At 57.5% G+C, this 24723-nt stretch carries 21 protein-coding genes; 12 read left to right on the forward strand and 9 right to left on the reverse strand.

Going from position 1 to position 24723, the window contains the following annotated elements:
- The 4 genes from OHL14_RS11890 to OHL14_RS11910 all read left to right on the forward strand — a co-directional run.
- On the forward strand, positions 1 to 185 hold a 185-nt coding region (locus OHL14_RS11890), incomplete at its 5' end, for a hypothetical protein (RefSeq protein WP_263380296.1).
- Positions 186 to 216: 31 nt separating this feature from the next.
- Positions 217 to 1833, forward strand: coding sequence for an acyltransferase family protein (locus OHL14_RS20240; RefSeq protein WP_396271397.1), 1617 nt, complete (start codon positions 217 to 219; stop codon positions 1831 to 1833).
- A complete protein-coding gene (locus tag OHL14_RS11905) occupies positions 1830 to 2855 on the forward strand; it encodes an HAD-IIIA family hydrolase (RefSeq protein ID WP_263379574.1) in 1026 nt (341 codons plus the stop codon). The genes OHL14_RS20240 and OHL14_RS11905 overlap by 4 nt, the downstream gene beginning before the upstream one ends.
- A 164-nt stretch (positions 2856 to 3019) precedes the next feature.
- Positions 3020 to 4882 (forward strand): hypothetical protein, encoded by a 1863-nt coding sequence (locus OHL14_RS11910; RefSeq protein ID WP_263379575.1) that lies wholly within the window; start codon positions 3020 to 3022, stop codon positions 4880 to 4882.
- 51 nt (positions 4883 to 4933) lie between these two features.
- On the opposite strand, the gene OHL14_RS11915 is transcribed toward OHL14_RS11910, so the two are convergent.
- On the reverse strand, positions 4934 to 6040 hold the full coding sequence (locus tag OHL14_RS11915) for an acyltransferase family protein (RefSeq protein ID WP_263379576.1): 1107 nt from the start codon (positions 6038 to 6040) through the stop codon (positions 4934 to 4936).
- Positions 6041 to 6379: 339 nt separating this feature from the next.
- On the opposite strand from OHL14_RS11915, the gene OHL14_RS11920 reads away from it, so the two are divergent.
- Both OHL14_RS11920 and OHL14_RS11925 read left to right on the forward strand, forming a co-directional pair.
- Positions 6380 to 6826 (forward strand): hypothetical protein, encoded by a 447-nt coding sequence (locus tag OHL14_RS11920; protein WP_263379577.1) that lies wholly within the window; start codon positions 6380 to 6382, stop codon positions 6824 to 6826.
- A gap of 81 nt (positions 6827 to 6907) precedes the next feature.
- Complete coding sequence (locus OHL14_RS11925; RefSeq protein WP_263379578.1) at positions 6908 to 9523, forward strand: lectin-like domain-containing protein; 2616 nt, start codon at positions 6908 to 6910, stop codon at positions 9521 to 9523.
- 165 nt (positions 9524 to 9688) lie between these two features.
- Here the strand turns inward: OHL14_RS11925 and OHL14_RS11930 are convergent, their stop codons facing one another.
- The gene (locus tag OHL14_RS11930; protein ID WP_263379579.1) at positions 9689 to 10504 is read right to left on the reverse strand and encodes a LexA family transcriptional regulator; all 816 of its coding nucleotides are present in this window, start codon (positions 10502 to 10504) and stop codon (positions 9689 to 9691) included.
- A 309-nt stretch (positions 10505 to 10813) separates the two neighbouring features.
- Here OHL14_RS11930 and OHL14_RS11935 point away from each other — a divergent pair, with 309 nt between their 5' ends.
- A complete protein-coding gene (locus OHL14_RS11935) occupies positions 10814 to 11236 on the forward strand; it encodes a response regulator (protein WP_263379580.1) in 423 nt (140 codons plus the stop codon).
- Between the two features lie 83 nt (positions 11237 to 11319).
- On the opposite strand, the gene OHL14_RS11940 is transcribed toward OHL14_RS11935, so the two are convergent.
- A complete protein-coding gene (locus tag OHL14_RS11940) occupies positions 11320 to 11736 on the reverse strand; it encodes a secondary thiamine-phosphate synthase enzyme YjbQ (protein WP_263379581.1) in 417 nt (138 codons plus the stop codon).
- A 157-nt stretch (positions 11737 to 11893) separates the two neighbouring features.
- Between OHL14_RS11940 and OHL14_RS11945 the strand changes: the two genes are divergently transcribed.
- From OHL14_RS11945 to OHL14_RS11965, 5 genes are all read left to right on the forward strand, one after another.
- On the forward strand, positions 11894 to 13168 hold the full coding sequence (locus OHL14_RS11945; protein WP_263379582.1) for a lactate racemase domain-containing protein: 1275 nt from the start codon (positions 11894 to 11896) through the stop codon (positions 13166 to 13168).
- A 368-nt stretch (positions 13169 to 13536) separates the two neighbouring features.
- Positions 13537 to 14799, forward strand: coding sequence for a tagaturonate epimerase family protein (locus OHL14_RS11950; protein WP_263379583.1), 1263 nt, complete (start codon positions 13537 to 13539; stop codon positions 14797 to 14799).
- A gap of 117 nt (positions 14800 to 14916) precedes the next feature.
- Positions 14917 to 15405: a gluconokinase gene (locus OHL14_RS11955; protein WP_263379584.1), complete on the forward strand. Its 489-nt coding sequence runs from the start codon at positions 14917 to 14919 to the stop codon at positions 15403 to 15405.
- Positions 15406 to 15423: 18 nt separating this feature from the next.
- Complete coding sequence (locus OHL14_RS11960; RefSeq protein ID WP_263379585.1) at positions 15424 to 16200, forward strand: SDR family NAD(P)-dependent oxidoreductase; 777 nt, start codon at positions 15424 to 15426, stop codon at positions 16198 to 16200.
- Between the two features lie 139 nt (positions 16201 to 16339).
- A complete protein-coding gene (locus OHL14_RS11965; protein ID WP_263379586.1) occupies positions 16340 to 17935 on the forward strand; it encodes an amidase in 1596 nt (531 codons plus the stop codon).
- A gap of 431 nt (positions 17936 to 18366) precedes the next feature.
- On the opposite strand, the gene OHL14_RS11970 is transcribed toward OHL14_RS11965, so the two are convergent.
- The 6 genes from OHL14_RS11970 to cyoE form a co-directional block, all read right to left on the reverse strand.
- The gene (locus OHL14_RS11970) at positions 18367 to 19986 is read right to left on the reverse strand and encodes a DHA2 family efflux MFS transporter permease subunit (protein ID WP_263379587.1); all 1620 of its coding nucleotides are present in this window, start codon (positions 19984 to 19986) and stop codon (positions 18367 to 18369) included.
- Positions 19987 to 20084: 98 nt separating this feature from the next.
- Positions 20085 to 21374 carry a hypothetical protein gene (locus OHL14_RS11975; RefSeq protein WP_263379588.1) on the reverse strand — a complete coding sequence of 430 codons (1290 nt, stop codon included), beginning with the start codon at positions 21372 to 21374 and terminating at the stop codon, positions 20085 to 20087.
- A 158-nt stretch (positions 21375 to 21532) separates the two neighbouring features.
- Entirely contained in the window at positions 21533 to 22246 is a 714-nt protein-coding gene (locus OHL14_RS11980; RefSeq protein WP_263379589.1) for a hypothetical protein, read from the reverse strand.
- Positions 22247 to 22366: 120 nt separating this feature from the next.
- A complete protein-coding gene (locus OHL14_RS11985; protein ID WP_263379590.1) occupies positions 22367 to 22594 on the reverse strand; it encodes a hypothetical protein in 228 nt (75 codons plus the stop codon).
- A 110-nt stretch (positions 22595 to 22704) separates the two neighbouring features.
- On the reverse strand, positions 22705 to 23262 hold the full coding sequence (locus OHL14_RS11990; protein WP_263379591.1) for a DUF420 domain-containing protein: 558 nt from the start codon (positions 23260 to 23262) through the stop codon (positions 22705 to 22707).
- 193 nt (positions 23263 to 23455) lie between these two features.
- The gene (gene cyoE, locus OHL14_RS11995; protein ID WP_263379592.1) at positions 23456 to 24424 is read right to left on the reverse strand and encodes a heme o synthase; all 969 of its coding nucleotides are present in this window, start codon (positions 24422 to 24424) and stop codon (positions 23456 to 23458) included.
- Positions 24425 to 24723: the final 299 nt, after the last annotated feature.

The following is a 24723-nucleotide window of genomic DNA, read 5'->3' on the forward strand; positions in this document are numbered from 1 at the left end:
CCACTTCTATCTGCCGCAGCAGGTTCACTACCTGCTCAGGCGTATGCTTCTTCCGCCGTGCCATCGTTCGCTCCTTGATTGCCAGTTTCTATCAAAGCAACTGGTTCAAAAAACGCCGGGCACTCCAAGCAGACCGGAGCTGCTACCGTATCGCTATCCAATTTTTACTACTGGGCGGCGACTAATTATTTTTCTCCGAATGCCCGACTCCAAACAATGCTCATGACGTGGTCGCTGGGGATCGAAGTCCAATTTTACTTGCTGTTGCCGCTCATCGCGGTTGGACTCTATCGGCGCACGAAAAGAGTGTTTCTCGGCCTGATGACTTTGTTCTTGTTGTTGTCGTTTAGTTACGCGACCTTCGCGATGCATCGAGGCTGGTCCGGCGCCTTCTTTCTTCTAAGTGGGCGATGGTGGGAGCTTGCGGTGGGGGTGCTGCTGGGCACGGTGCAAGCAGATAAAGGCTCATCATTTGCCATACGCACGAGCGCCATTTCTGAGATATGTGGACTGCTTGGCCTACTCGGAGTTCTGGTATCCATAGATCTTCCCGAACCCACCGCTCTGCTATTGTTCCCACCTGTTGTAGTGCCCGTTGCGGCGGCGGTATTGCTTTGTATGAGCGCAAAAAGCTGGGTCAATCGCAGCCTGCTGTCCTTGAAAGCGTTCTCCGGGATAGGGCGCCGATCGTACTCGTTGTATCTGTGGCACTGGCCCCTTCTTAGTCTTGGATACGTTTGCGGTGCCGGCTATCTGGCCCTGAGAGGGCGTTTGGTGATGCTTGCGCTCACGTTCGTCCTTGCAGAGGTCTGCTATCGCTACATAGAAAGGCCATTCCGCAGACCTCGGAGCAAAGCTCAAGCTGGTACGGCTCTTGCTGCGATGGGAAGTGTAGTCATTTTGCTATCTTCAGCATTGGTCTTTACGCACGGTTTCCCACAGCGTCGACCTGCTGCAACGGTTATCGAAACCGCAGTGCGCGGAGATGCCTTAGCGAGGATGTGCCTCATGCCAGACATTGCAAATGTTGCTAAAATCCCCCCTGCCTGCAGGTCGCCTGAGCCCTCGGTCGCGCTTATTGGAGACAGCCATGCTGCCGCGCTCTCGCAGGCTGTCAAAGACTTGAATCCGGACTTGGAGTTGATCATGAAGTCGTCCTGCCCTCCGCTATTGGGCGTTACGATTCGTGACTCGGGACCGGACAGATGCTCGACCTTCGAAGGCGATGCGGTGAAGCGCATCGTCGCAGAACCGAGTGTGAGCACCGTTGTCGTTGCGGGCTACTGGCTGAATCCTTCCTACGACGTGACGCACCAGATGCGCTACGTTACAGCTATCCGCTACTACGCTGCAACGAGTGAAGAAGATAGTTGGACAAATCTTCGCGACGGTTTGCTGGCGCTCTGTCTGTCTCTACAAAACGCACACAAGAAAGTAGTGCTGGTCGAAGACGTTCCCATTTCCATGTATGACCCTCATCTTCTCGCCGTTGGCAATACAATTCCGTCGCGCGCTTTGTTGGGTCGATGGCTGGCACTTGCACCCTCGTGGAACGAGCGCGAAGCACACCCCATCACGGCGGAAGAGAGGCGCATGCACTCGCTCTTATTGGACGTGGCCACACAGTCAAAGAGCGAACTCGTGAGTCTATACGAACCTCTTTGCGATGGCTTCACCTGCAAGGTGATCGATAAAGGCATGCCCCTCTTCGAAGATCGCCAGCATCTTTCAGGACTTGGTGCTAAAAACCTGCTGCTCGCTGATCGATGGACCACGGTATTAGCTCCTAAAGGTGCGAGCGGCAGTGGCGGTCAACTGGAGGATACGCGTTGATTGCCATAGATGATCTGCAGACGAATCCTGAAGGCGCTCGGCCCGCAGTTTTTCTGGACCGCGACGGCGTATTGATTGCTAATGTTTTTTATGAGGACTCAGGTCTGTGGGAGGCACCACGCACCGCAGACCGTTGTGTGTTGTATCCATGGACATCGGATGCGCTGCTGCTCCTACAGAACGCCGGCTATTCTCTGATTGTGATTTCCAATCAGCCAAACGCAGCTTTAGGAAAGAGCACAACAGACGAGCTGGCGGAGGTCCACGAGGGGATGGAAGGAGCGTTGCGAAAGCAAGGGGTTGTGTTGACGGCTAGCTACTACTGCTTCCATCATCCTCGCGCGCGTGACCCGTCGTTGCGTTCGTGCGACTGCCGAAAACCATCACCGCGTATGGTGTTTGATGCTGCTGCAGAACATGGGATAGACCTGCGACGTTCCTGGATGATTGGCGATCGGGATACGGATATCGAATGCGGTAAGAAGGCGAAGGTGCGAACCATCAAGGTTGCTCCAGATCATCCTCCTTCGTTGAAAGGTGAAGAGTACCCGCCGAACGTTGATGCCCGAAATCTTCTCGAAGCCACTCGATTGATCCTTGAATCCCATTGGATGAGGCCAGGGCGACGACTGTCGATAAATATAATGAGACGTATGAGCAAGAAAATCGTGCGCCTCTTAACAGTACTTTGGGCTCTTGGCATCGCAACAGCTGCAATTCTTCGCGATCATAAAATAGGGGCTGGATTGAGGACGATAGGGATTGTTCACGTCGGCGTTCATTTGGGTGCCTTTGCTGTGCTGGGCGCTTTGAATTTACTCAGTTGGGACAGGCTGAGCCAACGCCTGATTTCAGTGTTTGGGGGAGTCGCTCTGGGGTTCGCAACAGAATTTTATGAACATCTTAGGTTCCACGGCCCGATCGAGTACAGCGATGTCCTCATCGATACCATGGGCGTCTTCGTGGGCGTGATAGTGATCATGTTGATACGAACCAGAAGGTCTTCCACTGGACTCTGCTGAGTTGAACGAAACAAGCGAAGGTAGTTTTGGTCCGGCTGTCGGGATCTGACTCTTGTCAGGCTCTCTGTCTGGTCCCCGTCGTCTTGCCAGTGTCTCTATTTTGCTAAAATCCGATCACACTACGATCCTTAGTTTCGAATGTCAGACGAGCGAGGCTTCACAAGGTGCAACCGAAACGTGAGGAAGACACTTTGCTTGCAACCAGAGCGGGTGTCAAGCTGGTGAGCCGAAGGAATCTTACGCTTGCGCTGGTCTGGTTCCTAGGTACGTTTGCTTCCCTCTTTGTGTTCTGGGTGCTAAAGGTGAGGCCATATTACGTCGAGTCAGCCTTTGCAGAGCTCGTCAATACGACGCACATGTACCATCCACCTTTGGTAAATTTATTTTTTGGCCCTGTAAATAGATATTCAGTGTCGTATGCCGAGTGGACAAGCCTGTCGCGGGACCTGATTCGTCCGGTTGTGGCCCTGGACTACTATTTTTGGTCATTACTCTTCGGTGCTGATTTTTCCGCTTATCTGATGGGCAGCTACCTTTGCATGGCAGGGCTCTGCGGCATCACGTTCTACATCGCTGTGGAACTTCTTGAGTTTCCTTTCGCTCTTTCAAACATGCTCGCGGCCTTGGTCTTTCTCTCGCCTGCGAATGGAGAGCAGGAGCGTTTTTCAGTTACGTTCGCTCCCGACCCGCTGGCGGCTTTTTGGATTCTCGCTGCCTCAATGTTCTTTTTGCGACGAAACTATCTGCTGGCCTGGTTATTCCTTGCCGCCGCCGTTGGAACAAAGGAAACGGCATGGCCATTTTCTATCGGAATGGCAATTCTGTTCTTCTGCTTTGCGGACCGCTCAAGGTTGCGTCGTTTCGCCGGGGGTCTTGCTTATCTATTGCCACTGGCAGCGATGCTTTGCCTGCGAGTTCAAGCGTTTGGCCTACAAGGTGTCGTCAAAAGCGATAGGGCAGCTTCGACTATTCATAGCAGCTCGGTTCTCGCTGTGCATAGTGGTAATACTCTGTCTCATGCAACGACAGCATTATCCCTTAGTTCTTTGATGGCTATCTCTGGGCGACTGCTGTCATGGCCGTTTGGCGTGATGTTGGATTCGTTTCAGTATGAACCGCGTCTCCTTCGGATTTTTTACCGCGTAGCTATCATGTTTAACATTACGTTCTGGCTAGCAGTTGTGATCACTGGACTTCTGTTTATCATTTGTTCTCACGGTTCGTTGCATCTGCAAACTCTGAGGATGTCTATACGGCGCATCCGGCTTTCGGGGGATCGTTGCTATGCCAATCGCTTCTCTATTTTGGGGCTGGCTCTTTCGGGGCTGGCATTCCTCCTGCGCTTCGCATCACCTCCAAGGTACGCCGCTGGAACCTATCCCTTGCTCTTTCTCTGCGCGGCTCTTGTGATCACTTTCTCTACAATCCGTTGGCAGCGAGTGCTTGCCTGGATTTTTCTGGCAGGTGTCGGTTCAAACGGGCTCGCGTTGTGGGCAAGCGATATGACGCACGGCACATATGTATATCGAAGCATGGGGCAGCTTGAGCAAAGCTTTCTATCAAAGATCAAGTCAAACCCAGGAGGTCCAATTTTCCTTGTGGACGATGTTGCGGGCGGAGAGAACAACACGGAGAGTTTTCGTCGTGCTTTTGGTCTGGGGGTCGAGGTCATCCGCGTCAATGACCTTGCGACAAGTTGCTTTCAGATGCCTGCGAGCGGTCCGCCTCCAGTAAAGCTCGCAGTACAAGCTGTTCGCAAAAGTTTGAATGAATTTGTCGTCCACTCGGTGATAGAGGGCTGCGGCGGGCACCAATTCTTTGAGGTGCCAGGCTTACCCGAAGGGACTATCCAGCGGAGAAGTGAAGGATACAGATTCACTTACACCCTCAATCCGCGTGCCAATGCGCAACCGACAGCAGGACCTTCTCGGCAGATGACGGTAAAGATCGAGGGTCCAGTAACCAACGCCGTCGTGCTCATGCCCGATTTCGTCCATCATCTGTACGTCTCCATACCAATCGAATAAAAATCTGTCAGGTTACTCTGGTTCTCGCTCAGCGGTAGCGCTGTAGCTCGATCATGGCTTTCGGGGCATCACAGGTTCGAGGGGAATATGCGGACGCGCGCCCTTTTCGACATGAGATTTTAGATAGCGCATTATTGGTAGCTCTAAGCATTCATGTGCCGCGCATCCTGCTGCTACTCCCAAAAAGACTCCTCCGGCCACAGCGACTCCAACATAGGACACATGCATGCGCGCCATGGTTATGGGCAAAAGCGGCATGGCGAGAGACTGGAAGAGATAGATGGCATAAGAGGCCTCCCCTAAATAGATCATCCAACAGGGAAGAGACTGAAGGTATGGCTCCAAAAGCACTACACCATAGACGATGAGGCCCGCTCCAATGCCGATGGTGGGTCTAAATGGAGTCGGGGTAAAGAGGATGACCCAACCGATCAACATCACCGCAACCGCTTCGTACCACTCCGTTGTTTTTCTCTTCTTTGAAAAGAGCCAGGCAGCAAACATACCCCATAAGAAATCCAGAACAATGGAATCACTGTAAAAGAGAATTGCGTGCCCGCTCGGCCCATGGAAGTATGAACTGATTGCCAATGCGATAAGCACAGTGCCTAAGGTGGGAATCAAAGCTAGCCTGGAAGCGATAGCCAGTGCGAACAAGACGTAGAAGAACATCTCATAATTTAGAGTCCAACCCACACCTAACAATGGCCGGAACATTTGATCAGCGTTTCGGACGGGCAGGAATAAATATGAGGCCAGCGCTGCCCAACCCGAAAGCCTGGTGTGCAATGAGAGTCTGGGACTGGCAGCGAGAGCGATCAGCTTGAGCGTCGTCGCCACCCAATAGAGTGGCACGATCCGGATGATTCGACGCTCGATGAACTGCAGGGGCCGAGGTCTGTGCTTACCTGGCTGCAGCGAGGAATAGATCATCACGAAGCCACTGAGAGCGAAGAAAATATCTACGCCAAGGGTCGCGGGCCCACTGAAACGGCTTGGGCGCTGCAGGCGCTCTTCTACATTTTGTCCAGCGTGTGCAAGAACGATCATGACGGCGGCGATACCGCGCAATGCCTGCAGACCGCGTAGCGCGGAACGTCTGTGAGCTTCTGCAGGACTTGGAAGTGTCTCTTCAGAAGCGACGCTGGTATGAGCCATGGATGGATTCTACCGGAAGCGAACAGGTTGATTTACGGGCGTCGATTTGTCGAAGTTATCTCCCTGCAGACCTCCCTATACGGAGAAAGCACAGCCGCAGCTATCAACGAAATGCCAAAAGATCCGATAAGAGAGTGGTAGCCATCTTGCGCCAGGAACCGCAACGTGATCCGTATACTCCTCACTTCGCTTGCTATCTCGTTTTTGCCGGGTTCATCAATTTGTTTCGGGCAGGCGTCCGTCACCGCACTTCGACCTATAGATATCTCGACCTACTCTGGCGTGACGTCGACAAACTCCGGCTTTGCACATCAGCGGTCTTTGGGTCTCACGCTCTGCGTGGATACCGTTGTCTTCGCGATGCCTGCCTTGAGTGTCGCAACAGAAGCGAGAGTGACGGCGCCGATGAATGCTTCAGAGGTGACAGAAAGCAATGCCCTGGGTGGAATCAGGATTGATCGGCAGGATGGTCCCGTTCGTCTTTGGGGCGACGTTCTTTATGGAAGAGCTCAAATGGACTATGCGGGTCAGGGAATCTCTGTGCCTCAGGGTTCTGTCGCATATACGCAGTCACGCAGTGCGATTTATATGTTCGGGCTCGGAACCTCTATCGATCTAACGCCGACGCTGTCTATTTATTTCGACCAGCAGCTTGAACGCCTGAGCTCACCTGTGACCTCGAACAGACACGCTCTGGCTCTACCCCTGACGCTCGGTTTGTCTTTCCATCTCCCTTACCTGAAGCACGGTCACCCATACTCCCCCGATAGCATGCATTCCCTCTAGCCGGGTTCCTACGTCGTTGCTACTGAAGGCTGTGCGCGAAGTTGTCGCGAGACTACGCGCAGTCAGAAATGGAGATGCTCTATGACTTTCCAGACGCAAGCATGGTTTTACCGGATGCATAAGCAGATTCCAAAGACGTACACGCGCATGTTTGTTCTTTTCTTCACGGGTCTTTTCTTTTGCCTGTCGGGTTGTGCCACAGCGTGGCACGAAATTGTGCAGGAAGTCTCTCTTGCTATTACCCAGCAACCTCAAAGTCAGACGATTCAGGCAGCGCGGTCTGCGACCTTCTCAATTGTTGCCACGTCGAACTCTCCGGTCGCTTACCAGTGGTACAGCGGCAAATCTCCCATACCAGGAGCACAGGGGTCGAGCTATACCATATCGAATGCAGCTCTCGCTCAGTCAGGAACTCAACTGTGTGTGGCGGTAAGTTCTGGCGGGAAGTCGCTGAGCAGTACGGTAGCAACCCTGACCGTGACACCGCTCAATCCTGGATTGGTGTTTATCCCGCTTCCTCCGATGTCCTCTGGTGCGTCGCCCGTATCCGTGAGCACGGTAACTGCGTCTCCCGCTCCGGTAGCCTATGCGCTGGTAAGCGGGCCGGGGGTGCTCTCTGGTTCGACTCTGCAGGCTATTGGCGCGGGGCCGATCCTCCTAACTGCCAGCCAGCCGCCAAGCGGGAACTATGCTGCCGGGAGCGCCACAACGATCGTGAACGTTTCACAGGCGGTCCAGATATCCGCTGTCACCCCCGCGGACATTACGATGGCGCCTGGTACGCAGACGTACTCAGCTGTGGTCACCGGCGGCGTCTCTGGAAGCATCCATTGGAGCGCGACGGGCGGCAGTTTCAACGGAAACGTCTGGACTTCTCCAAATAGCATAGGAAGCTATGAGGTCATCGCACAGAGTGTCGACGATAGCACGCAGACGGCAACGACGAGCGTCAACGTGAGCGCGCCGGTCATTGTTCAACAGCCAGTGAGCATCGTTGGCTGCGTTTTGCCTTCGTCTTATCTTAGTGTGGTTGCGAAGTACGCGACCCAGTATCAGTGGAACCTCAATGGTGTTCCCATCCCTGGAGCCACGAACTCGACCTTCGTCGTGGCACAGTCGCTCCGCAGCGCGAGCGATTTTTATACCGTCACAGTTTCAAACAAGGCAGGCTCCGTCATATCCTCGTCGGCTACCCTGCCAGCATTGTCGACGATCACAAGAAACCCGATCAGTGTCTCGGTATTGGAACCGCAAACGGTGAGCTTTATGTTCGGTGTGAGTGCTTCTACCAACCTAAGCTACCAGTGGTTTGCGATCCCTCCGGGCGGCGGCGCGCCTCTGCTGATACCGGGCGCGACCACGGCCAGCTACACCACGCCCGCGACCTTCTACGCGGAGTCTGGAACGCAGTTTTACGCCGTGGTGAACGATGGTTGTGGGACCCTGCTCACCAGCACCCCCGCGACCCTGATGGTAACGCAAGCGGTTTCACCCCCGGTCATCGATGCGCAGCCGCAAAGCCTCACGATCCTTGCCGGCGGTTCGGCGAGCTTCCAGGTTCACGCAACGGGCAGCGCAACACTCAGCTACCAGTGGTATCGCGTGCCTTCCGGCCAGACAACGGGTGTAGCCCTTGCAGGTGAAACTGCAACGACGCTCTCGCTCCCTGCAAGTCTTACCTCTGTACTGAATGACCAGGACAGCTACTATGCAAGCGTTACAAACGCTTACGGCACGGCCTCCTCGCTTCAGGCCACACTATCTGTCGGTGGAGGCATCTCGATCACGAAGCAGCCGTCGAACGACTATATTTCGTCTGGCCAAACGGGCAGCTTCTCGATCAGTGCTATCTCGCTCCTGCCGCTGACCTACCAGTGGTATCAGGTGAGTCTGACTGGGGCGAGCGCTACCGCGATCGCGGGCGCAGATCAGGCGACCTATGTCACGCCAGCAGCGAACTCGGCTCAGAACGGATCGTCTTTCTATGTCGTCGTCAGCAACGGCGCGACTGTATCGGTGCAAAGCACAACCGCAACGCTCTTCGTCGATCAGCCGGAGACGCTCTCAGGCTGTGACTGGATCACCAATGGCCCTATCCTGACAGACGGGTGCAACTATCAGCTGACCGCTCCGGAGCCTTGGCAGGCGGGCTCTATCGTCTTGCCTACGTTGGTGTCCACGGACAACCTGGAGATGAGTTTTACCGCCGCGATCAGTGACACCAGCCCCCAGCCCGCCGACGGTTTTGCAGTGGTCTTCGGTGACCCGACGCTGGGTGCGACCCTGCAATCAATGGGGGTGTACGGAGTTGGTCTGGGCGCTCTTGGCATCCCCGGTGTCTCCATAAACTTTGATGATTACTACGATTCGCCGGGTAACTTTCCGGGGTTCCCCGGAGATCCGGCCGTGCCGTACATCGGCGTCACGCGCACCCAGGCCAACTTGTTCGAGAACCCTTATCTGGCGGAGAATAGCGCGATCCCGCCTTTAGCGGCCTATGGGCAAACTATCGCCCATGACTATGTCGTCTCCATTGTGAAGGGTGTGATGACGGTGACCATGGACGGGGCGCAGATTCTTTCGGGTTCGATCAAGATTCCGTCTGCAGCTTATCTCTACTTAACCTCAGGCACCGGGCTTTGCTGGGAGCGAACGAGCATCTCCAACCTCAAAGTCATTGGGCTTCCTGTTCCATAAACTCAGGCCGTCTATCAGATGCTTGGAAGCTGAAGCGAAAGGCGGATGGACTCACACGCGCGTGAGCGATGCCGGATGGCACGGTGACAAGGCGGAGATCTGACGTCTTGGATACTGCAGGAAGGCAGCTCGAGCTATGCCCGGCTTGTGGTCGGAGTGGCCGCGTCAGATTGTTACATCAAGCTGAGTTTTTCTGGCGGCCGGTTCAGTCACCACGTCTTTTGATACCCACCAGACCACCTGACCGATCGCTTTCCACTTCGACTGATCAGTGACGTCTACGGGCAGGACCTGGTGGTTTGCCGAGACCAGGATGTCTGCGGCGGATAGCCTTTGCAAGCGGGCGACCTTGAAGCCGAGGTCGCGGTGCGAGAAGACAGCGATCTTTTTATCCAGCTGATCTCGGCCTGTCGTGGCGGTGTCTACAGTAATGACGGAGTCGGAGGGGATGAGCGGATACATGGAGTCACCGCTCATGTGCATGCAGAGCATATTCTCCGGGTGTGGGCACCAGGCGAGCGGGGCCACCAGCAGATCCACTACATTCGCTTGCGAAAGAGTGATGTGCGGTGGTGGAGGGACGCGGTCTCCGTACGCGGTTATGTTGAGTAGCGGCAGAAGGACGCCGTTGGCTTCGCCGGCGGCCACGCCGCGGGCCAACTTCGTTCCACGGACGACCCGAAAGTCCTTGATGTTGGCACGTAAAGAGGTGAGCTTCAGCTGAAGGTCGGAGCTTGGGAAGTTGGCTGGGTCGACGCCTGCGCGCTCCCAAAAGTAGGTGCCGGCTGGCAGTCCGGCAAGGTTGCCCATGGCCAGGTACGAGGCGCTGGTAGGCTCATGGGTGCCTTTGACCCAGCGCGTCATCGTAGCGGGTGAGACACCGAGTCGAGTGGCGAGGCCGGCCTGCGAAAGTCTCAGTTTTTTGAGTAGGTCAAGAATGCGCGAGGACCATTCGGGAGTTCCTTCGGCTCGGTTTGGCATCAGGCCCTCCCAGGGTCTGGAGATTTCACGCGTGCAATTTCATCAATAAAATCAACGACTTACTGGCAACAGCGCTAAGGATATCAGCGTCTGACGGAATATCAGAAATCGTCCAAATAAGTGGTTAAGGCTGTTTATGAGACGGAAAACCTATGCTGTCACTGCGTTACGTAGAAACGATCTCGTGCCACCCTCTGCCGCACTCCTCGGCGTCAGGATCTGACTGGGCCAAGTCTTGCGATCCAACAACTTCCTCTTAGTACGGGCCTAAGACCAGACAAACTGTTCCATTCTTCAAGGAATTGCCGCATGCATGTAGCAGAGAAACGAAAACGCGTCCTGGTGGTGGATGACGAACGTATCATCACCGATACGCTGGTCACGATCTTTAGGCATGATGGTTATGATGCGGTTGGCGCGTACTCTGCTGAGGGAGCATTGCAATTAGTGGAAACTTGGGTGCCGGACCTGTCGATTCTGGATGTGCGGTTGCCGGGCATGAATGGGATCGATCTGGCGATCCTGCTGAGGGCTCAGTATCCCCAGTGCCGTATCTCGCTGTTTTCAGGGCAGGCGGCTACAGCAAGTCTTCTGGATGAGGCCGCGCGGGCCGGCCACTCCTTCGACATCCTGGCCAAGCCTGTGCATCCGAGTGTGATGTTGAAGCTGGCCGAGCAAACATTGCTATCGTCACCCAATAGTGACGCAGACGGACATGCTTTTTGTAATTGACGCTTCGTGCTGGCGGGGGTGATTGCCATAAGTGCGAACCTGATCTGATTCGGTTGAAGTAGACCTGGAGGTCGTTACTCGGCCTATTCGCCGATCAGATGCAGTACGATCTCTCGCCGATGGGGGCGTGTACGGTGTTCGAAGAGATAGATGCCCTGCCACGTGCCCAGAACGAGACCGCCGTTCATCATGGGGATCGTGAGCTGTACCTGGGTCAGCGCCGTCTTCAGGTGGGCTGGCATGTCATCCGGTCCCTCCGAATCGTGAATATAGGATCCGTTCTGAGGGGCAATACGGTCGAAGTAGGTTTGGAGGTCGAGACGCACCGTCGGATCGGCGTTTTCCTGGATCAGGAGCGAGGCTGAGGTGTGTCGGCAGAAGACGGTGAGAAGGCCGACCTGCAAAGTCTGGCGCCGCACCCACTCTTCAATCGTCGCCGTACATTGATACAGCCCCTGGCCCCGGGTAGATATATCAAACCTGTGTGCTGACTGCTTCAATCTCGCTGCCTCGCGTTCCCCTGATCTGCAACCCCGTCCTAAGCATAGATGTTTAGCGGAACTAGAGGGGACCGGTTTTTCTGTTTACGGTGATGTGCTGAGCCTGAGGTCACTTGCTTGGCCTTTGAAAGCACGAGCGACATACAATGGAGGCTCTATGAGTCTCCTTTTTGCAGCAGGATCGCCCACCACCGAGATGTCCCTCGCCGAGATAAAGGCAGGGCTGTTTGAAGCACTCAACCAGCTAGGCGAGCGCAAGCGCGTGCTCGTGGTGCCTCCTGATTTCACGCGGTTCCATTCGCAAAGTGGCGTGCTGACGGAGATGGCGTGGGAGTTCTACGGCGACAAGCTGATCGATGTCCTGCCCGCGCTGGGTACGCATACCCCGATGCCCGACCACCAGATTGCGACGATGTTTGGCAAGACGCCGCGCGATCTGTTCCGGGTGCATGATTGGCGCAACGACATCGTCACCCTGGGCGAGATCCCGAGCGAGTTCATGCAGGAGGTCAGCGAGGGGAAGCTCGATTACACCTGGCCTGCGCAGGTGAACAAGCTCCTGCGCGATGGTGGTCACGACCTCATCCTCAGCATTGGGCAGGTCGTGCCACACGAGGTCGTGGGCATGGCGAACGGCTCGAAGAACATCTTCATCGGTACGGGCGGCGTGATGGGCATTCATCGGTCGCACTTCCTCGGTGCCGTCTATGGCATGGAGCGGATGATGGGTCGCGCCGATACTCCGGTGCGCCGTGTGCTGGACTACGCGAGCGAGCACTATGCCGATCAGTTGCCGCCGATCGTGTACGTGCAGACCGTCGTGAACAAGAACGACCAAGGCGAGCTAGTGGTGCGCGGGCTCTACATCGGCGATGGCACGGAGCCGTTTGAGAAGGCCGCTGAGCTTAGCCTGAAGTGCAACTTCCTGATGATGGATCGCGAGATCAAGAAGGCTGTGGTCTATCTCGATCCGCATGAGTTCCATTCGACCTGGCTGGGCAACAAGAGCGTCTATCGCACGCGCATGGCGCTGGCGGACGATGCCGAGTTGATCGTCATTGCTCCAGGGGTGCATGAGTTTGGGGAAGACAAGAAGATCGACGAACTGATTCGACGTTATGGATACTGCGGTACACCGAAGACGTTGGAGTATGTGAAGACCGATCCTGAGCTTGCTGGAAATCTGAGTGCTGCGGCGCATCTGATTCATGGCTCGAGCGAGGGGCGGTTCACGATTCGGTATTGTCCGGGTCATCTGACGCGCGAGGAGATCGAGAGCGTTCACTTCGAATACGGCGACCTGGCCGAATACGAGGCGAAGTACCCGACCACGCTAAAGGATGGATGGAATGTAGTCGGCGGCGAGGAGATTTTCTATATCTCTAACCCAGGTTTGGGGTTGTGGGCGTACGAGGGGCGATTTAAGGACTAGGAATGTCTATCTATTCCTATCTTCGCCAAGAGCCGTACGTGGGCTGGCTTGTAGCTGGTGCCGTTCTCATAATTTTGTCTGGTGTTTATGCGTCTATGGGGAAGGTCTATGTACGGTTTGAGGGGTGGACTTTTCAGTCTGAGAAGCCAAAACGATTCTGGTGGTGTATCGCGGGGTACTTCCTCGGTGGTGTCTTCTTCGTCGGCTTATTTCTATACAGAGTTGGTGCGTTCTAACTAAAAGTCTTTATGCTGTCTGACCGAAAGATTTGCGCGGTCTTACTGGTGAGGATTATGCTGAAGGGCGTTGTCCAGTCTGGAGATTGTGATCCGGTGGATGTCGATCTTGATGTTGTTTAGGAGATGGTTATGGCTGAGGGATTGAAGCTGCCGAGGTTTTCGGTAGGAGTTGGCGACCGGTTCGCGCATCAGGCGAAGGCGCAGTTGGCGGCGTGCATCAAGGCTGCGGATGCAGGTGTTGAGGTTGTTCCGGTGTGGAACAAGTCGAACCGTGAGCACACGATCATCGGCACGGAGCCGAGCCAGACGCGCAAGGCTGCGGATGCAGCAGTGAGCGCGCTGGGCTGGAAGAATTCGTATTTTCTGGACGCCGATCACATCACGCTGAAAACCGTGGACCGCTTTGTAGAGCCGTGCGATTTCTTCACGCTCGATGTAGCTGAAGAGATTGGCAAGCCAGCTGCGGAGAGCGATGTCAACGCATTCGTCGAGCGCCATCCTGAGCTGATCGGCGATGTTTCGATCCCGCGCATTGCAGCTCCTTTTAAGACGGATGTGGCGTTTGTGAAGGGCGTTGCGAACAAGTTCCTCGCAGCCGTGCAGGATGCGGGCAAGATCTACCGTCATCTGGTCGAAGTGAAGGGCGAAGGCAAGTTTGTACCCGAGATCTCGATGGACGAGACCGATCTGCCCCAGACGCCGGTTGAGCTGCTGATCATCCTGGCAGCGATTGCGGACGAGAAAATCCCGATCCAGACGATTGCGCCGAAGTTTACTGGCCGTTTCAACAAGGGCGTCGATTACGTGGGCGACGTTCCGCAGTTCACCAAGGAGTTCGAAGAGGACATTGCGACCATCGCGTTTGCGGTGAAGCGTTACGGGCTGCCGGAGAACCTGAAGCTCAGCGTTCACTCGGGTTCGGACAAGTTCTCGATCTACAAGGCGATCCACGATGCGGTGGTGAAGTTCGATGCCGGTCTGCACTTGAAGACCGCTGGGACAACCTGGCTGGAAGAGCTGATCGGCCTGGCTGAAGCGGGTGGTGACGGTTTGGCGATTGCGAAGGAAGTCTATGCCGAGGCGTTCGCTCATGCCGAAGAGCTTTGCAAGCCGTATGCGACGGTGATCGATATCGACTACGCAAAGCTCCCGAGTGTGGAGGAAGTGAACAGCTGGACGAGCGAGCAGTATACGGATGCTCTGCGGCACGATCAGAAGAACCCTGCGTACAACCCGAGCTTCCGCCAGCTGCTGCATGTGGGCTTCAAGGTGGCGGCGAAGATGGGCGACAAGTACTTGAAGGCCCTGGAAGCGAATGAGGCGATCGTTGCGAAGAATGTGACGGAGAACCTGTTCGATCGGCACATCAAGCCGGTGTTCCTGGGGCAGTAATCGATAGCAGCGGCTCTGGAAGGTCTGTCTCGCACGTGAGAGGCGGGCGTCCAGAGCCGATGCTATTTGCTGGCTGATATGGTGTTGGGACGATTTGATTCGGAGTTGGGAGTAAGGATGATCGTTGTGTTGATGGGCGTAAGCGGATCGGGCAAGACCACCATTGGAACGCTGCTCGCTGGGCGCATGGGAACGGTGTTTGCCGATGCGGACGACTATCACCCGGCTGCGAACAAGGCGAAGATGGCTGCGGGACATCCGCTGAACGATGAAGATCGTCAGCCGTGGCTCGAGACGCTGAATGGCTTGATGCGCGGTTGGAACGAGAGCGGCAAGGGCGGAGTTCTGGCTTGCTCGGCGTTGAAAGAAAAGTACCGTGAGACGCTGGCGAACGGCATGCCTGGAGGCGCGGTGAAGTTTGTGCTGCTGGATGGCAGCAAGGAGCTTATCTCGGAGCGGCTAGCGCATCGCAATCATGAGTTCATGAACCCGAAGCTGCTGGATACGCAGTTTGCGACGCTGGAGAAGCCGAAGGACGCGATCTGCGTGGTGAACGATAAGTCTCCCGATGAAGTGGTGAGTGAGATTTTGCAGCAGGTGAAGTAATTACAGGAGCGATACGAGATGGCATCGAAGTTGTTTGATCTGACGGGTAAGACGGCTGTGGTTGTGGGTGGAACTTCGGGTATCGGACTGGCGATTGCGCTGGGACTTGCGGACAGCGGTGCTGACGTGGTGGCAACAAGCCGCCGCTTGGAGCAGTGCGAGGAAGCGGCCGCGGCGATCGAGGCGAAGGGTGTGAAGTCGCTGCGCCTTGCGAGCGATGTGGCTGATCGCGCGAGTCTGCAGACGCTGTGCGATGAGACGATCAAGGCGTTTGGCAAGGTCGATATCGTGGTGAACAGCGCGGGCAAGATCAAGCGCGCGCCGACGGTCGATTTTCCTGAGGACGAGTGGAACTCGATCATGGACACGAACGTGACGGGAACGCTGCGCTCCTGCCAGATCTTTGGCAAACACATGCTGGAGCGCGGCTACGGCAAGATCGTGAATATCGCTAGCCTGAACACCTTCGTGAGCCTGAAAGAAGTGACTGCGTATGCTGCTTCGAAGGCTGCTGTGGGCGCGCTGACGCGTTCGCTGGCGGTGGAGTGGAGCTCGCAGGGGATCACTGTGAATGCGATCGCTCCTGGCGTGTTCCGCACGGCGCTGAACCAGAAGCTTCTGGATGAAAGCCCGCGTGGGGCCGAGCTGAAGATGCGTACGCCGATGAACCGCTTCGGCAAGACGGAAGAGACTGTTGGCGCGGCGATCTACCTGGCCAGCGATGCGAGCTCGTTTGTGACGGGCGAGATCATCGTGGTCGATGGCGGTTTCCTGGCGAGCGGTGTGAATCAGTAAAAGAAGTGAGAAGTGAGAAGACAGAAGTGAGTAGATCAGCCAATCGTGATGTTTGCGATTGGCCTTTTCTATTTGCCGTGAGTTGTGGGGCGGCGTTGTAGTAGGCTGACGGAAATCCCTTTCACTGTCTGGAGTCTGCATGAAGCTTTCGCGTCGTGGGTTTACGAAACTGTGTGGTGGAGCCGCTGTCGCCGAGGTAGCGTTGCGTGGTTGGTCTGTGACCGCGCAGGTTACGGGTGAAGCGCTGACGGCGAAGTCGCTGACTGCGGCTTCAGCAATGATCCACGAGAAGAGCGTCACGCCGACGCAACTGGTGCAGGCGCTGCTGGACCGCATCAACGCGATCAATCCCAAGGTGAATGCGTATGTGACGGTGATGGGACGACAGGCGCTGGAGCAGGCGAAGACGCTGGATGCCGAGCAGAAGGCAGGCAAGTTTCGCGGGCCGCTGCATGGCATTCCGCTGGCGCTGAAGGACAACATTGATACAGCAGGAACGCGCACGACGGCGGCGAGCCCGATGTTCAAGGACCGCATTCCGACCGAGGATGCGGATATTGTGACGCGGCTGAAGAAGAACGGCGCGATCATCCTGGGCAAGCTGAACCTGCACGAGTTTGCGATTGGCTGCACTGGTGACGTGTCATACTTTGGGCCCGCTCGCAATCCGTGGGCGCTGGATCATGTGACGGGTGGATCTTCTTCGGGTTCGGGCGCTGCGGTGCGGTCTGATCTTTGTTACGGAGCGTTGGGAACGGATACAGGTGGAAGCATTCGGGTTCCTTCGGCGTGGTGCGGCATTGTGGGACTGAAGCCGACGGTGGGACTGGTTTCGATTCGCGGGATTATTCCTTGTGCGATCGACCTTGACCACTGCGGGCCGATGGCGCGCAACGTCGAGGACGTGGCGCTGATGCTGGGATCGATGACGGGTTACGATCCTGAGGATCTTTACAGTGTTCCGAGCGAGCCGGTTGACTATGTGAAGGCGATGAAGACGACTCCGATTGCGGAGCTGCGGATCGGGACGCCTGCTTCGTTCTACGACCACATGGAGCCTGAGGTGGAAGAGGCGATCAAGGCTGCGCTTGCGGTGCTGAGCAAGATGACCAAGGGTGTGACTTCGGACGCGCCGCTGATGGAGTTCAGCCTCGTGAGCGGCAATCTCGGGGATGCGAGTGCGTATCACGAGGATTTGATTCGGCAGTACGGTATTTCTTACATGGCTCCTGACAGAACGCGGTTCGAGCGGATGATGAATCCGCCTGCTGGAACGAAGGTGGCGAGTGCTGCAGACGATGCGCGAGCGCGGCAGCGGCTGGCGCTGATGCGGCACACGATCGATGGCGTGTTCAAGGACTTCGACGTGGTCGTGGTGCCGACGATCCGTAACATGCCGCCGAAGATCAACGACTCGCTGGCGCGGGAATCATCGGGTGCGGAGGCGAACAAGAAGATCTATGACTGGTTCGATGGAACGTCGGCTTGCTCGAATACTTCGCCGTTCGATGTGTATGGAATTCCGGCGATTACGGTGCCTTGCGGGTTCTCGAAGAGCGGGCTGCCGATCGGGATCATGATTGCGGCTCCGCACTTCAAAGAAGGGACTGTTCTGGCGCTGGCGTATGCGTATCAGAAGGCGACAGACTGGCATACGCGGACGCCGATGCTGACGGCGGATATGGCGGTTCCTCCGATTGTTGAGGGCAAGCAGCCGCCTGACGACAAGAAGTAAATACCCCCCTCCCCACATACTTTGGGTGTCAAAGTCTTCATTCGCGGTGGGTTAGGGTGTGAAGCCTGCGGTCATAAGTCTGGAACAGGAAAGCCGCCTCTGCGTTAGCGCGAGGCGGCTTTTTCCTTCTATTTCCATTATAGCGAGGCCGAAGGGGTAAACATGCAATTACTTTTTGGGGCTAAAAGGTGCGTGGTTGTTGGGGATTTCGATTTCGGGGAGGAGGTGGGGGCTTGACAGGGATTTGAAGAGGCGGGCACTCGTGTGCTTCCCGTTTTTTCAAGATGAGGCTGTCATGAACGGGGCACATGGGGCGATGGGGCTTTCGTGTTGGTTCGAAATGCAGATTCCTCCGCTTCGCTGCGGAATGACAAAAAAGAGTGGCTGCGGAATGACAAAAAAGAGTGGCTGCGGAAGAAGAAAGGAAGGGGTTAGTGGGCTCCGGCTGGGGGTTTGCCCGGTTTTACCTTTTTCAGGAACCAGACTCCGATGACGCAGGCGCAGCAGAGGGCGGCGAGCAGGCGGAAGACGTCTACGAAGGACCATTGGGTGGCCTGGCGCTGCAGCTGCTGGTAGAGCGTGACCTGGGCGGGGACGAGGGTGTGGGTGGCGCCGAACTGGTTGGTGAGGGCTTGCTGGGCTCCGCTGATGGCGTTCTGGTAGGCGGCGCCGGATTGCGGCATGTAGTTGGTCAGCTCGTTCTGGTGGGAGTCGGCGCGGCGGGTGAGCAGGGTGGTGGCGATGGAGATACCAATGGAGCCGCCGACGTTGCGCATGAGGTTGAAGAGACCGCTGGCGTTGCCAATCTGCTCGTTGCTGAGCGTGCCGTAAGAGGCCGTGCTGATGGGCACGAAGATGAAGCTGAGAGCGAAGCCGGTGAGGAGAATCGGCAGGAAGAGAGTGGTCGGCGAGATGTCGAGCGTGACCGAGCCGAAGTAGAGCGTGGTGAGGCCGAAGAGACCGAAGCCGAAGGTGAGCAGGTAACGCGGGTCGACCTTGTTCGACAGGAAGCCGATGAGCGGCATGCCGCAGATGGCGCCCATACCGCGGGGAGCGACGGCAAGGCCCGCTGTGAAGGCGGTATAGCCGAGGAGTTCCTGATAGAAGAGCGGCAGGACTGTGGTGGTGGAGTAGATGCCGATTCCGAAGAGGAAGATCAGGACGCAACCGACGGCGAAGTTGCGGTCCTTGAGGATGCGGAGGTTGACCAGGGGGGACTTGCCCCAGATGGACTGCCAGACGAAGACGGAGAAGCCGATGACCAGAGCGAAGGTGCCCCAGCAAATCCAGGTGTTGGCGAACCAGTCGACTTCCTGACCTTTGTCGAGGATGACCTGGAGGCAGCCGGTCCAAACGATGAGAGCACCGAAGCCGAGGTTATCGAAGCGGGGAACCTTGGCGTTCTTGATGTAGCTGGGATCGTGGATGTACGTGTTGATCATGTACAGGGCCGCGGCACCGATGGGAACGTTGATGTAGAAAGCGTAGCGCCAGGAGTAGGTGTCAGTGAGCCAACCGCCGAGGGTGGGCCCGAGGACTGGGGCGACGACGACGCCGAGGGCGAAGACGGCCATGGCGGCTCCGCGCTTGGCGGGCGGGAAGCTTTCGAGCAGAATGGCCTGCGAGAGGGGCTGCAGGGCGCCCCCACCGGCGCCCTGGACGACGCGGAAGATGAGGAGCAGGCCGAGGGTGGGCGCGGCTCCGCAGGCGAAGCTGGCGACGGTGAAGATGGCCACGCAGGTCATGAGGAAGCGCTTGCGGCCGAAGCGAAGCGAGAACCAGTTGGAGGCCGGAAGGATTACGGCGTTTGAGACGAGGTAGCTGGTGAGGACCCAGGTGGCCTCGTCATTGGAGGCGGAGAGCGAACCGGCGATGTAGGGGAGAGCGACGGCGGCGATGGAGGTATCGAGGACCTCCATGAAGGTGGCAAGCATGACCGCCGCGGCGATGAGCCACGGGTTTACGCCCCTGGTGAGATCGGCGGTCTGATCTGCCGATTCTGCGTGGGCCGGGTCTGTATGATCCTGGGGCGCGGTGGCGGTGGCTGCCAAGGGCTGGGTCTCCGTGCGGTGTGCCGCGTCTTCAGATTCGATGCGGGAATCCGGGAGCAGGTTCCGCTGGCGGGCGGATATTGGTATAGCTGAGCCGATTAGCGCGCGGGGAGCGGAAACTGCTTGCCGACGAGTGCGATGGCAGAGTCCATGGTGTTGCCAAAGTTGAAGGCGTCTTCGGTGACGGGTTGAGCGACGCGAATGATGCCTTGACTATCCGTGATGATGGCGAAGGGTGGGTCGTTGGCGCTGAAGAGGCTGAGCAGCGAGGCATCGACAGCGAAGGTGGGTGTGCCGGTGAGGTAGTTGGCGGCGTCGGCGGGGCTGAAGCTGGGGTTCGGCTTGGTGGGTGGTTTGTTTGGAGGCATCGTTTCGGCGAGAAGACCGTAGAAGTAGGCTTCATGGCCGGAGACGGTGAAGACGGTTTCCGGGAACTTGCTGCCCATGCGAATGCACTGGGCGCACCAGTCGGGGAAGAGCAGCAGCGCGGTGATGGCGTGGAGGGCGGGCACCTGCGGCGCCTGACGCGTGCTGGTCAGGTAGGGTCGTGCGCCAGGCCAGCTGGCGGGGGTGAGCTTTGGCAGCGGCTGGCCGAGCAGGGCGTAACGACGGCGGAGCGCGGCGATGGGGATGGCGTCGTCGGGAGCGAGCTGAGGGGGAAGCGCGGCGTCGAGGGTGGCAACGGTTTCCGTGGGGGACTGCCTGGAGAGCTGCTGGAGGATGGCGAGGGTGAGGCCGTCGGCGTAGAGCTCGCGGACTGATTGAGATGAGGGGGATTGTTGTGTGGGAGGCGTGGCGGCCGCGTGCAGGTTCGCGAGGAGGAGAGGCTGGCGGGCGGCGCTGAGGGCGAGGGCATCCTCGGTGTCGGTGAACTGCATGTAGGCGATGGCTTCGGTGAAGGTGTCGGCGGCGACGGAGTCGTAGGGGAGTTTGTCGGGGATGGCCGCGAGCATCGCTTGTGCGGACTTGAAGGCGGCACGCTCGTTTTTGGCGTGGAGCTGGGCGTCGATGAGGCTGGCGTAGGCGTCCTTGAGGCGGGGCCTGGGGGTGTCGGCTGCGATGTAGAGGGAGGTGGCGTCGATGACGGCGGGCCAGGACTGGCCGAGCGCGCAGAGGTGCGCAAGGTCGATGAGGTCGTCGTTGGCGAAGGTCTTTGGGTCGCGGGCGGCGCACTCGGTTTGTGCATGGGCGATGGTGATTTTGAGGGCGGCGAGCTCGGTGTCGGACCAGTTGCCGAAGGAGGCGCGGGTGAGGTCGAGCGGGTGCATGGCCGCGTCGTAGGCGGCTTTGGGGGAGAGCTGTGGAGCGGGGGTGGGCGATGCCCCGCTTTGGGCGGCGGCGATCGAGGCGGAGAGAGCTAGTGCGAGAATGAGGGATTTGGGAGGCATCGGTGGTTGGACGAGGCGGGAGAGATTGAGTAATTCTCCTAATACTTTAGGAGATGGGAACGAAAAGAGCAAATATGTAAGCGGTTGTCGCGACAAAGTCTGTTGCTTCCGCTATGAGCGTTTATGAGGACTAATCAAGTGGGCGTCCGAACAGCCGACTACTTGGACAAGTGCAGCAACCGCTCAACGTCCTCGCGGCGCGCGCCTTTCGTGGCCTGTAACTTCCACTCCTGCCGCCGACTGAAGGAAGCATACCAGCAGTCAACCCGATCAGTTGATAGTTCGTAGACCATCACGCTGCCCCTGCCGTTCGCTACCGTGTTCCCGCTATACCAGACAAAACATGCCGATCGGCTGAAGTCCTGAATACGCCTGAGTAGATTGGATTCGCTGGGTTGCTTCTCGGATCGGTGCGGCATCTCGGGCAACGGAGATTCAACGTAATGGTCGCCAGCCCGCAAAAAAGACCATTGCCCCTCAATTCTGTTTGGGTTAAAGGGTGGGAAGGTCACCTTATCTTGATAGAACTCATCCAGGGCGGCATCGAACCGATTCGTCACGCCGCCCCAGTTGAAATCCACTATTCCCTTACCTGAAAACCTCAGCCACTTATGGTCAAACCAGTTGTCGATCTTGATGACCCATAACTCGTCTGATCTGTTCCGGCGGGCGAGCCCTTTCACCATCGCATTGAGCATCGCAATGAAGTAGGGATCGTCCGTCTCACCGACTGAAATCTCTGTTGGCATGAAGCCATTATCCTCTACCTTCGCAAAAGCACCCGTTGGACGGCTCAGCCAAGGCGATTGTCCAGACAACGGCATATTGGACAGATGACTGCTCCAGCCTGATTGCTGACGAGAAGTCGGCATATCGGAAGTTGGGGCGGCGATCCGACACGCAGATTCCCTTCGGGAATGACAAGCAAATGCAAGAGTGAGATGAGGGCTTTTGGCTTGCCTTCGCTTAGGATATGACTGCCATGCGCGGGTTTAGTCGCGGCGGAGGTCACCGACTAGTTTTGCGATGCCCAGGAGGAGGGTGAGGAGGCCGGTGGGGAGGCAGCCCATCGCGATCATCAGGGTGAGCCAGCCGCCGTTGGTGTGCGGGCCCTGGTGGCCTACGCCGCCAAAGACGGTGTCCATCAGCAGAGCGGAGATCGCTCCGGTGGCGAAGATGAGAGAGCCGGTGATGAGGAGCTTGCGGGTGTCGGATTGCATAAGGGCAGTGGGGAGACAGTAGTGAGTAGACAGTAGTGAAGAGCGAGAAGCAGGTGCTTCGCCTGCGGCTCAGGATGACAAGGCTATCGGCAGTTATCGGGGCTCGCGGGTTACTTGTAGGCGGCGAGCAGGGCGTAGACGACGACTCCGGAGACAGAGACGTAGAGCCAGATGGGGAAGGTGTAGCGTGCGATCTTTTTGTGGGCCGGGAAGCGGCCGGTGAGTGAGAGAAAGAAGGTGATCAGGATCATCGGCAGGGCTACTACGGCGAGCAGGATGTGCGGCAGCAGGAGGATCCAGAGGTAGATAAAGCGGATCGTCGGGTGGCCGGCGGGGAACTTCATGTCGCCGTGCATGGCGTGGTTGAGGATGTAGCTGACGAGGAAGAGGCTGGAGGCGATGAAGGCCGCGAACATGGCGTTGCGATGGGCCGTGATCTGGCGCGCTTTGATCCTGCTGAAGCCGATGAGCAGGAAGATCGTGCAGAGTCCGTTGAGGGCGGCGTTGAGCGCGGGCAGGAAGGCCAGTTGCGTTCCGGCGACGTCGGTCGGCTGGTGGTAGTAGACGAGCCAGCTGAGAAAGAGGGACGCGACGAGGCTGATGCCGATGATCGTGGCGATGATCGAGGGGGGCGTGCGGTAGGTGTTGGTGTCGTGCGCGGTCGTCATGGTGGTGGTTTCAGTGTAGCGGGTGGCGGTGCTGGTGGGGCGAACTGCAGGTCTCTCCGCTGCGCACCGCGATAAAACTGCGGTGCTTCGGTCGAGATGACAAAGTTGAGGTGGTTCGGATGAAGCAGATTCCCTGCGGGAATGACAAACAAAAGCGGGCGAAGCAGATTCCCTGCGGGAATTACAAGACAGATTAAAAGATGAGGCGTCCCTGGGCGTTGAGCATCATGGCGGCGAGGAGCAGTGGGAGATAGATTACTGAGACTTTGAGCAGGTGGCGGGCGATGGTGCGGTTCTTGGTGTCCTGCGGGTGGCGCGTGATGGTCATGAAACGGATGGTGGCGGCGAGGTACCAGAGGCCGAGCCCGGTGGCGACGATGGCGTAGGGCAGGCCGCAGATGTGCAGCCAGTAGGGCCAGAGGCTGACCGGGATCATGAGGACGGCGTAGAAGAGCGACTGCAGGGCAGAGGAGCGGGCGGCCCAGTCAATCGAGGACTGCGTGGAAGTGACGCGGATGCCGGCGCTGGCGTAGTCGTTGCGGTACATCCAGCCGATGGCCATGAAGTGCGGGAACTGCCAGACAAAGATGATGGCGAAGAGGGCGACGGCGGGCCACTCGATGAGGCCGCGGGCGGCGGTCCAGCCAATGAGCGGAGGGAGCGCGCCGGGGAAGGCTCCGATGAAGGTATTAAGGGTGGTGATGCGCTTGAGCGGTGTGTAGATGCCGACGTAGCCGACGGCGGTGAGCAGCGTCAGCATGCCGGTGATGGGGTTCGTAGCCCAGGCGAGGTAGATGGAGCCGAGGCAGGTGAGCGCGAAGCCGAGGAGCAGGCCGTGGGCGAGGCCGATGCGGCGTTGAGCCATGGGCCGCGAGGCGGTGCGCGGCATCAGGAGGTCGGTGGAGCGTTCGAGAGCCTGGTTCAGGACGGCGGAGCCAGCGGTGACGATGGCGACGCCGATGAGGGTCTTGAGAAGAAGCAGATTGAAGGGAGGAATCGAGGAGGCGAGCGAGCCGAGATAAAAACCGGCTCCAGCGGTGATGACAACCATCAGCGAGACGCGAGGCTTGGCGAGGGCGACGTAGTCGGAGAGCAGGGTGTGGCGGCGCGTCGCGGTCTTGGGCGCGGAGGCGGTGGCCGGGATGGTCGCGGTGGGGGTCACGTTAGCTACTTATCAGGATACAGGGGGAGGTAGGGAGTAGGGAGTCGTAAATCGAGAGTAGGCGATGTTCGGTTTGCGGGGAGGAGCGCAAACCGCAGGGCTAAAGCCCTGATTCTCTGCGCGGTATGAGACCCGCGGCTGAAGCCTCGGGGTACCCGAGTGGAGGCTGGAAGTCAGTGCTGTGGATTGCAGCGGGAATGGGGCAGTGGTAGACTACGCGCAACGACACAGCTGGAGCTTCTTTTGCTGGTGTCACGGGTAGGTAGGTCTTCAGCAGCGAAAGCGTGAAGGATTTCCAA

This window comes from Granulicella paludicola (assembly GCF_025685545.1).
Lineage (GTDB): Bacteria > Acidobacteriota > Terriglobia > Terriglobales > Acidobacteriaceae > Granulicella > Granulicella paludicola.

Bases quoted from the DNA above. Each gene is read 5' to 3' on its own strand.
- OHL14_RS20240 (WP_396271397.1), top strand. From the start codon at position 217: ATGCTCATGACGTGGTCGCTGGGGATCGAAGTCCAATTTTACTTGCTG.
- OHL14_RS11915 (WP_263379576.1), bottom strand. From the start codon at position 6,040: ATGGCTCATACCAGCGTCGCTTCTGAAGAGACACTTCCAAGTCCTGCA.
- OHL14_RS11925 (WP_263379578.1), top strand. From the start codon at position 6,908: ATGACTTTCCAGACGCAAGCATGGTTTTACCGGATGCATAAGCAGATT.
- OHL14_RS11930 (WP_263379579.1), bottom strand. From the start codon at position 10,504: ATGCCAAACCGAGCCGAAGGAACTCCCGAATGGTCCTCGCGCATTCTT.
- OHL14_RS11935 (WP_263379580.1), top strand. From the start codon at position 10,814: ATGCATGTAGCAGAGAAACGAAAACGCGTCCTGGTGGTGGATGACGAA.
- OHL14_RS11945 (WP_263379582.1), top strand. From the start codon at position 11,894: ATGAGTCTCCTTTTTGCAGCAGGATCGCCCACCACCGAGATGTCCCTC.
- OHL14_RS11950 (WP_263379583.1), top strand. From the start codon at position 13,537: ATGGCTGAGGGATTGAAGCTGCCGAGGTTTTCGGTAGGAGTTGGCGAC.
- OHL14_RS11955 (WP_263379584.1), top strand. From the start codon at position 14,917: ATGATCGTTGTGTTGATGGGCGTAAGCGGATCGGGCAAGACCACCATT.
- OHL14_RS11960 (WP_263379585.1), top strand. From the start codon at position 15,424: ATGGCATCGAAGTTGTTTGATCTGACGGGTAAGACGGCTGTGGTTGTG.
- OHL14_RS11965 (WP_263379586.1), top strand. From the start codon at position 16,340: ATGAAGCTTTCGCGTCGTGGGTTTACGAAACTGTGTGGTGGAGCCGCT.
- OHL14_RS11975 (WP_263379588.1), bottom strand. From the start codon at position 21,374: ATGCCTCCCAAATCCCTCATTCTCGCACTAGCTCTCTCCGCCTCGATC.
- OHL14_RS11980 (WP_263379589.1), bottom strand. From the start codon at position 22,246: ATGCCGACTTCTCGTCAGCAATCAGGCTGGAGCAGTCATCTGTCCAAT.
- OHL14_RS11985 (WP_263379590.1), bottom strand. From the start codon at position 22,594: ATGCAATCCGACACCCGCAAGCTCCTCATCACCGGCTCTCTCATCTTC.
- OHL14_RS11990 (WP_263379591.1), bottom strand. From the start codon at position 23,262: ATGACGACCGCGCACGACACCAACACCTACCGCACGCCCCCCTCGATC.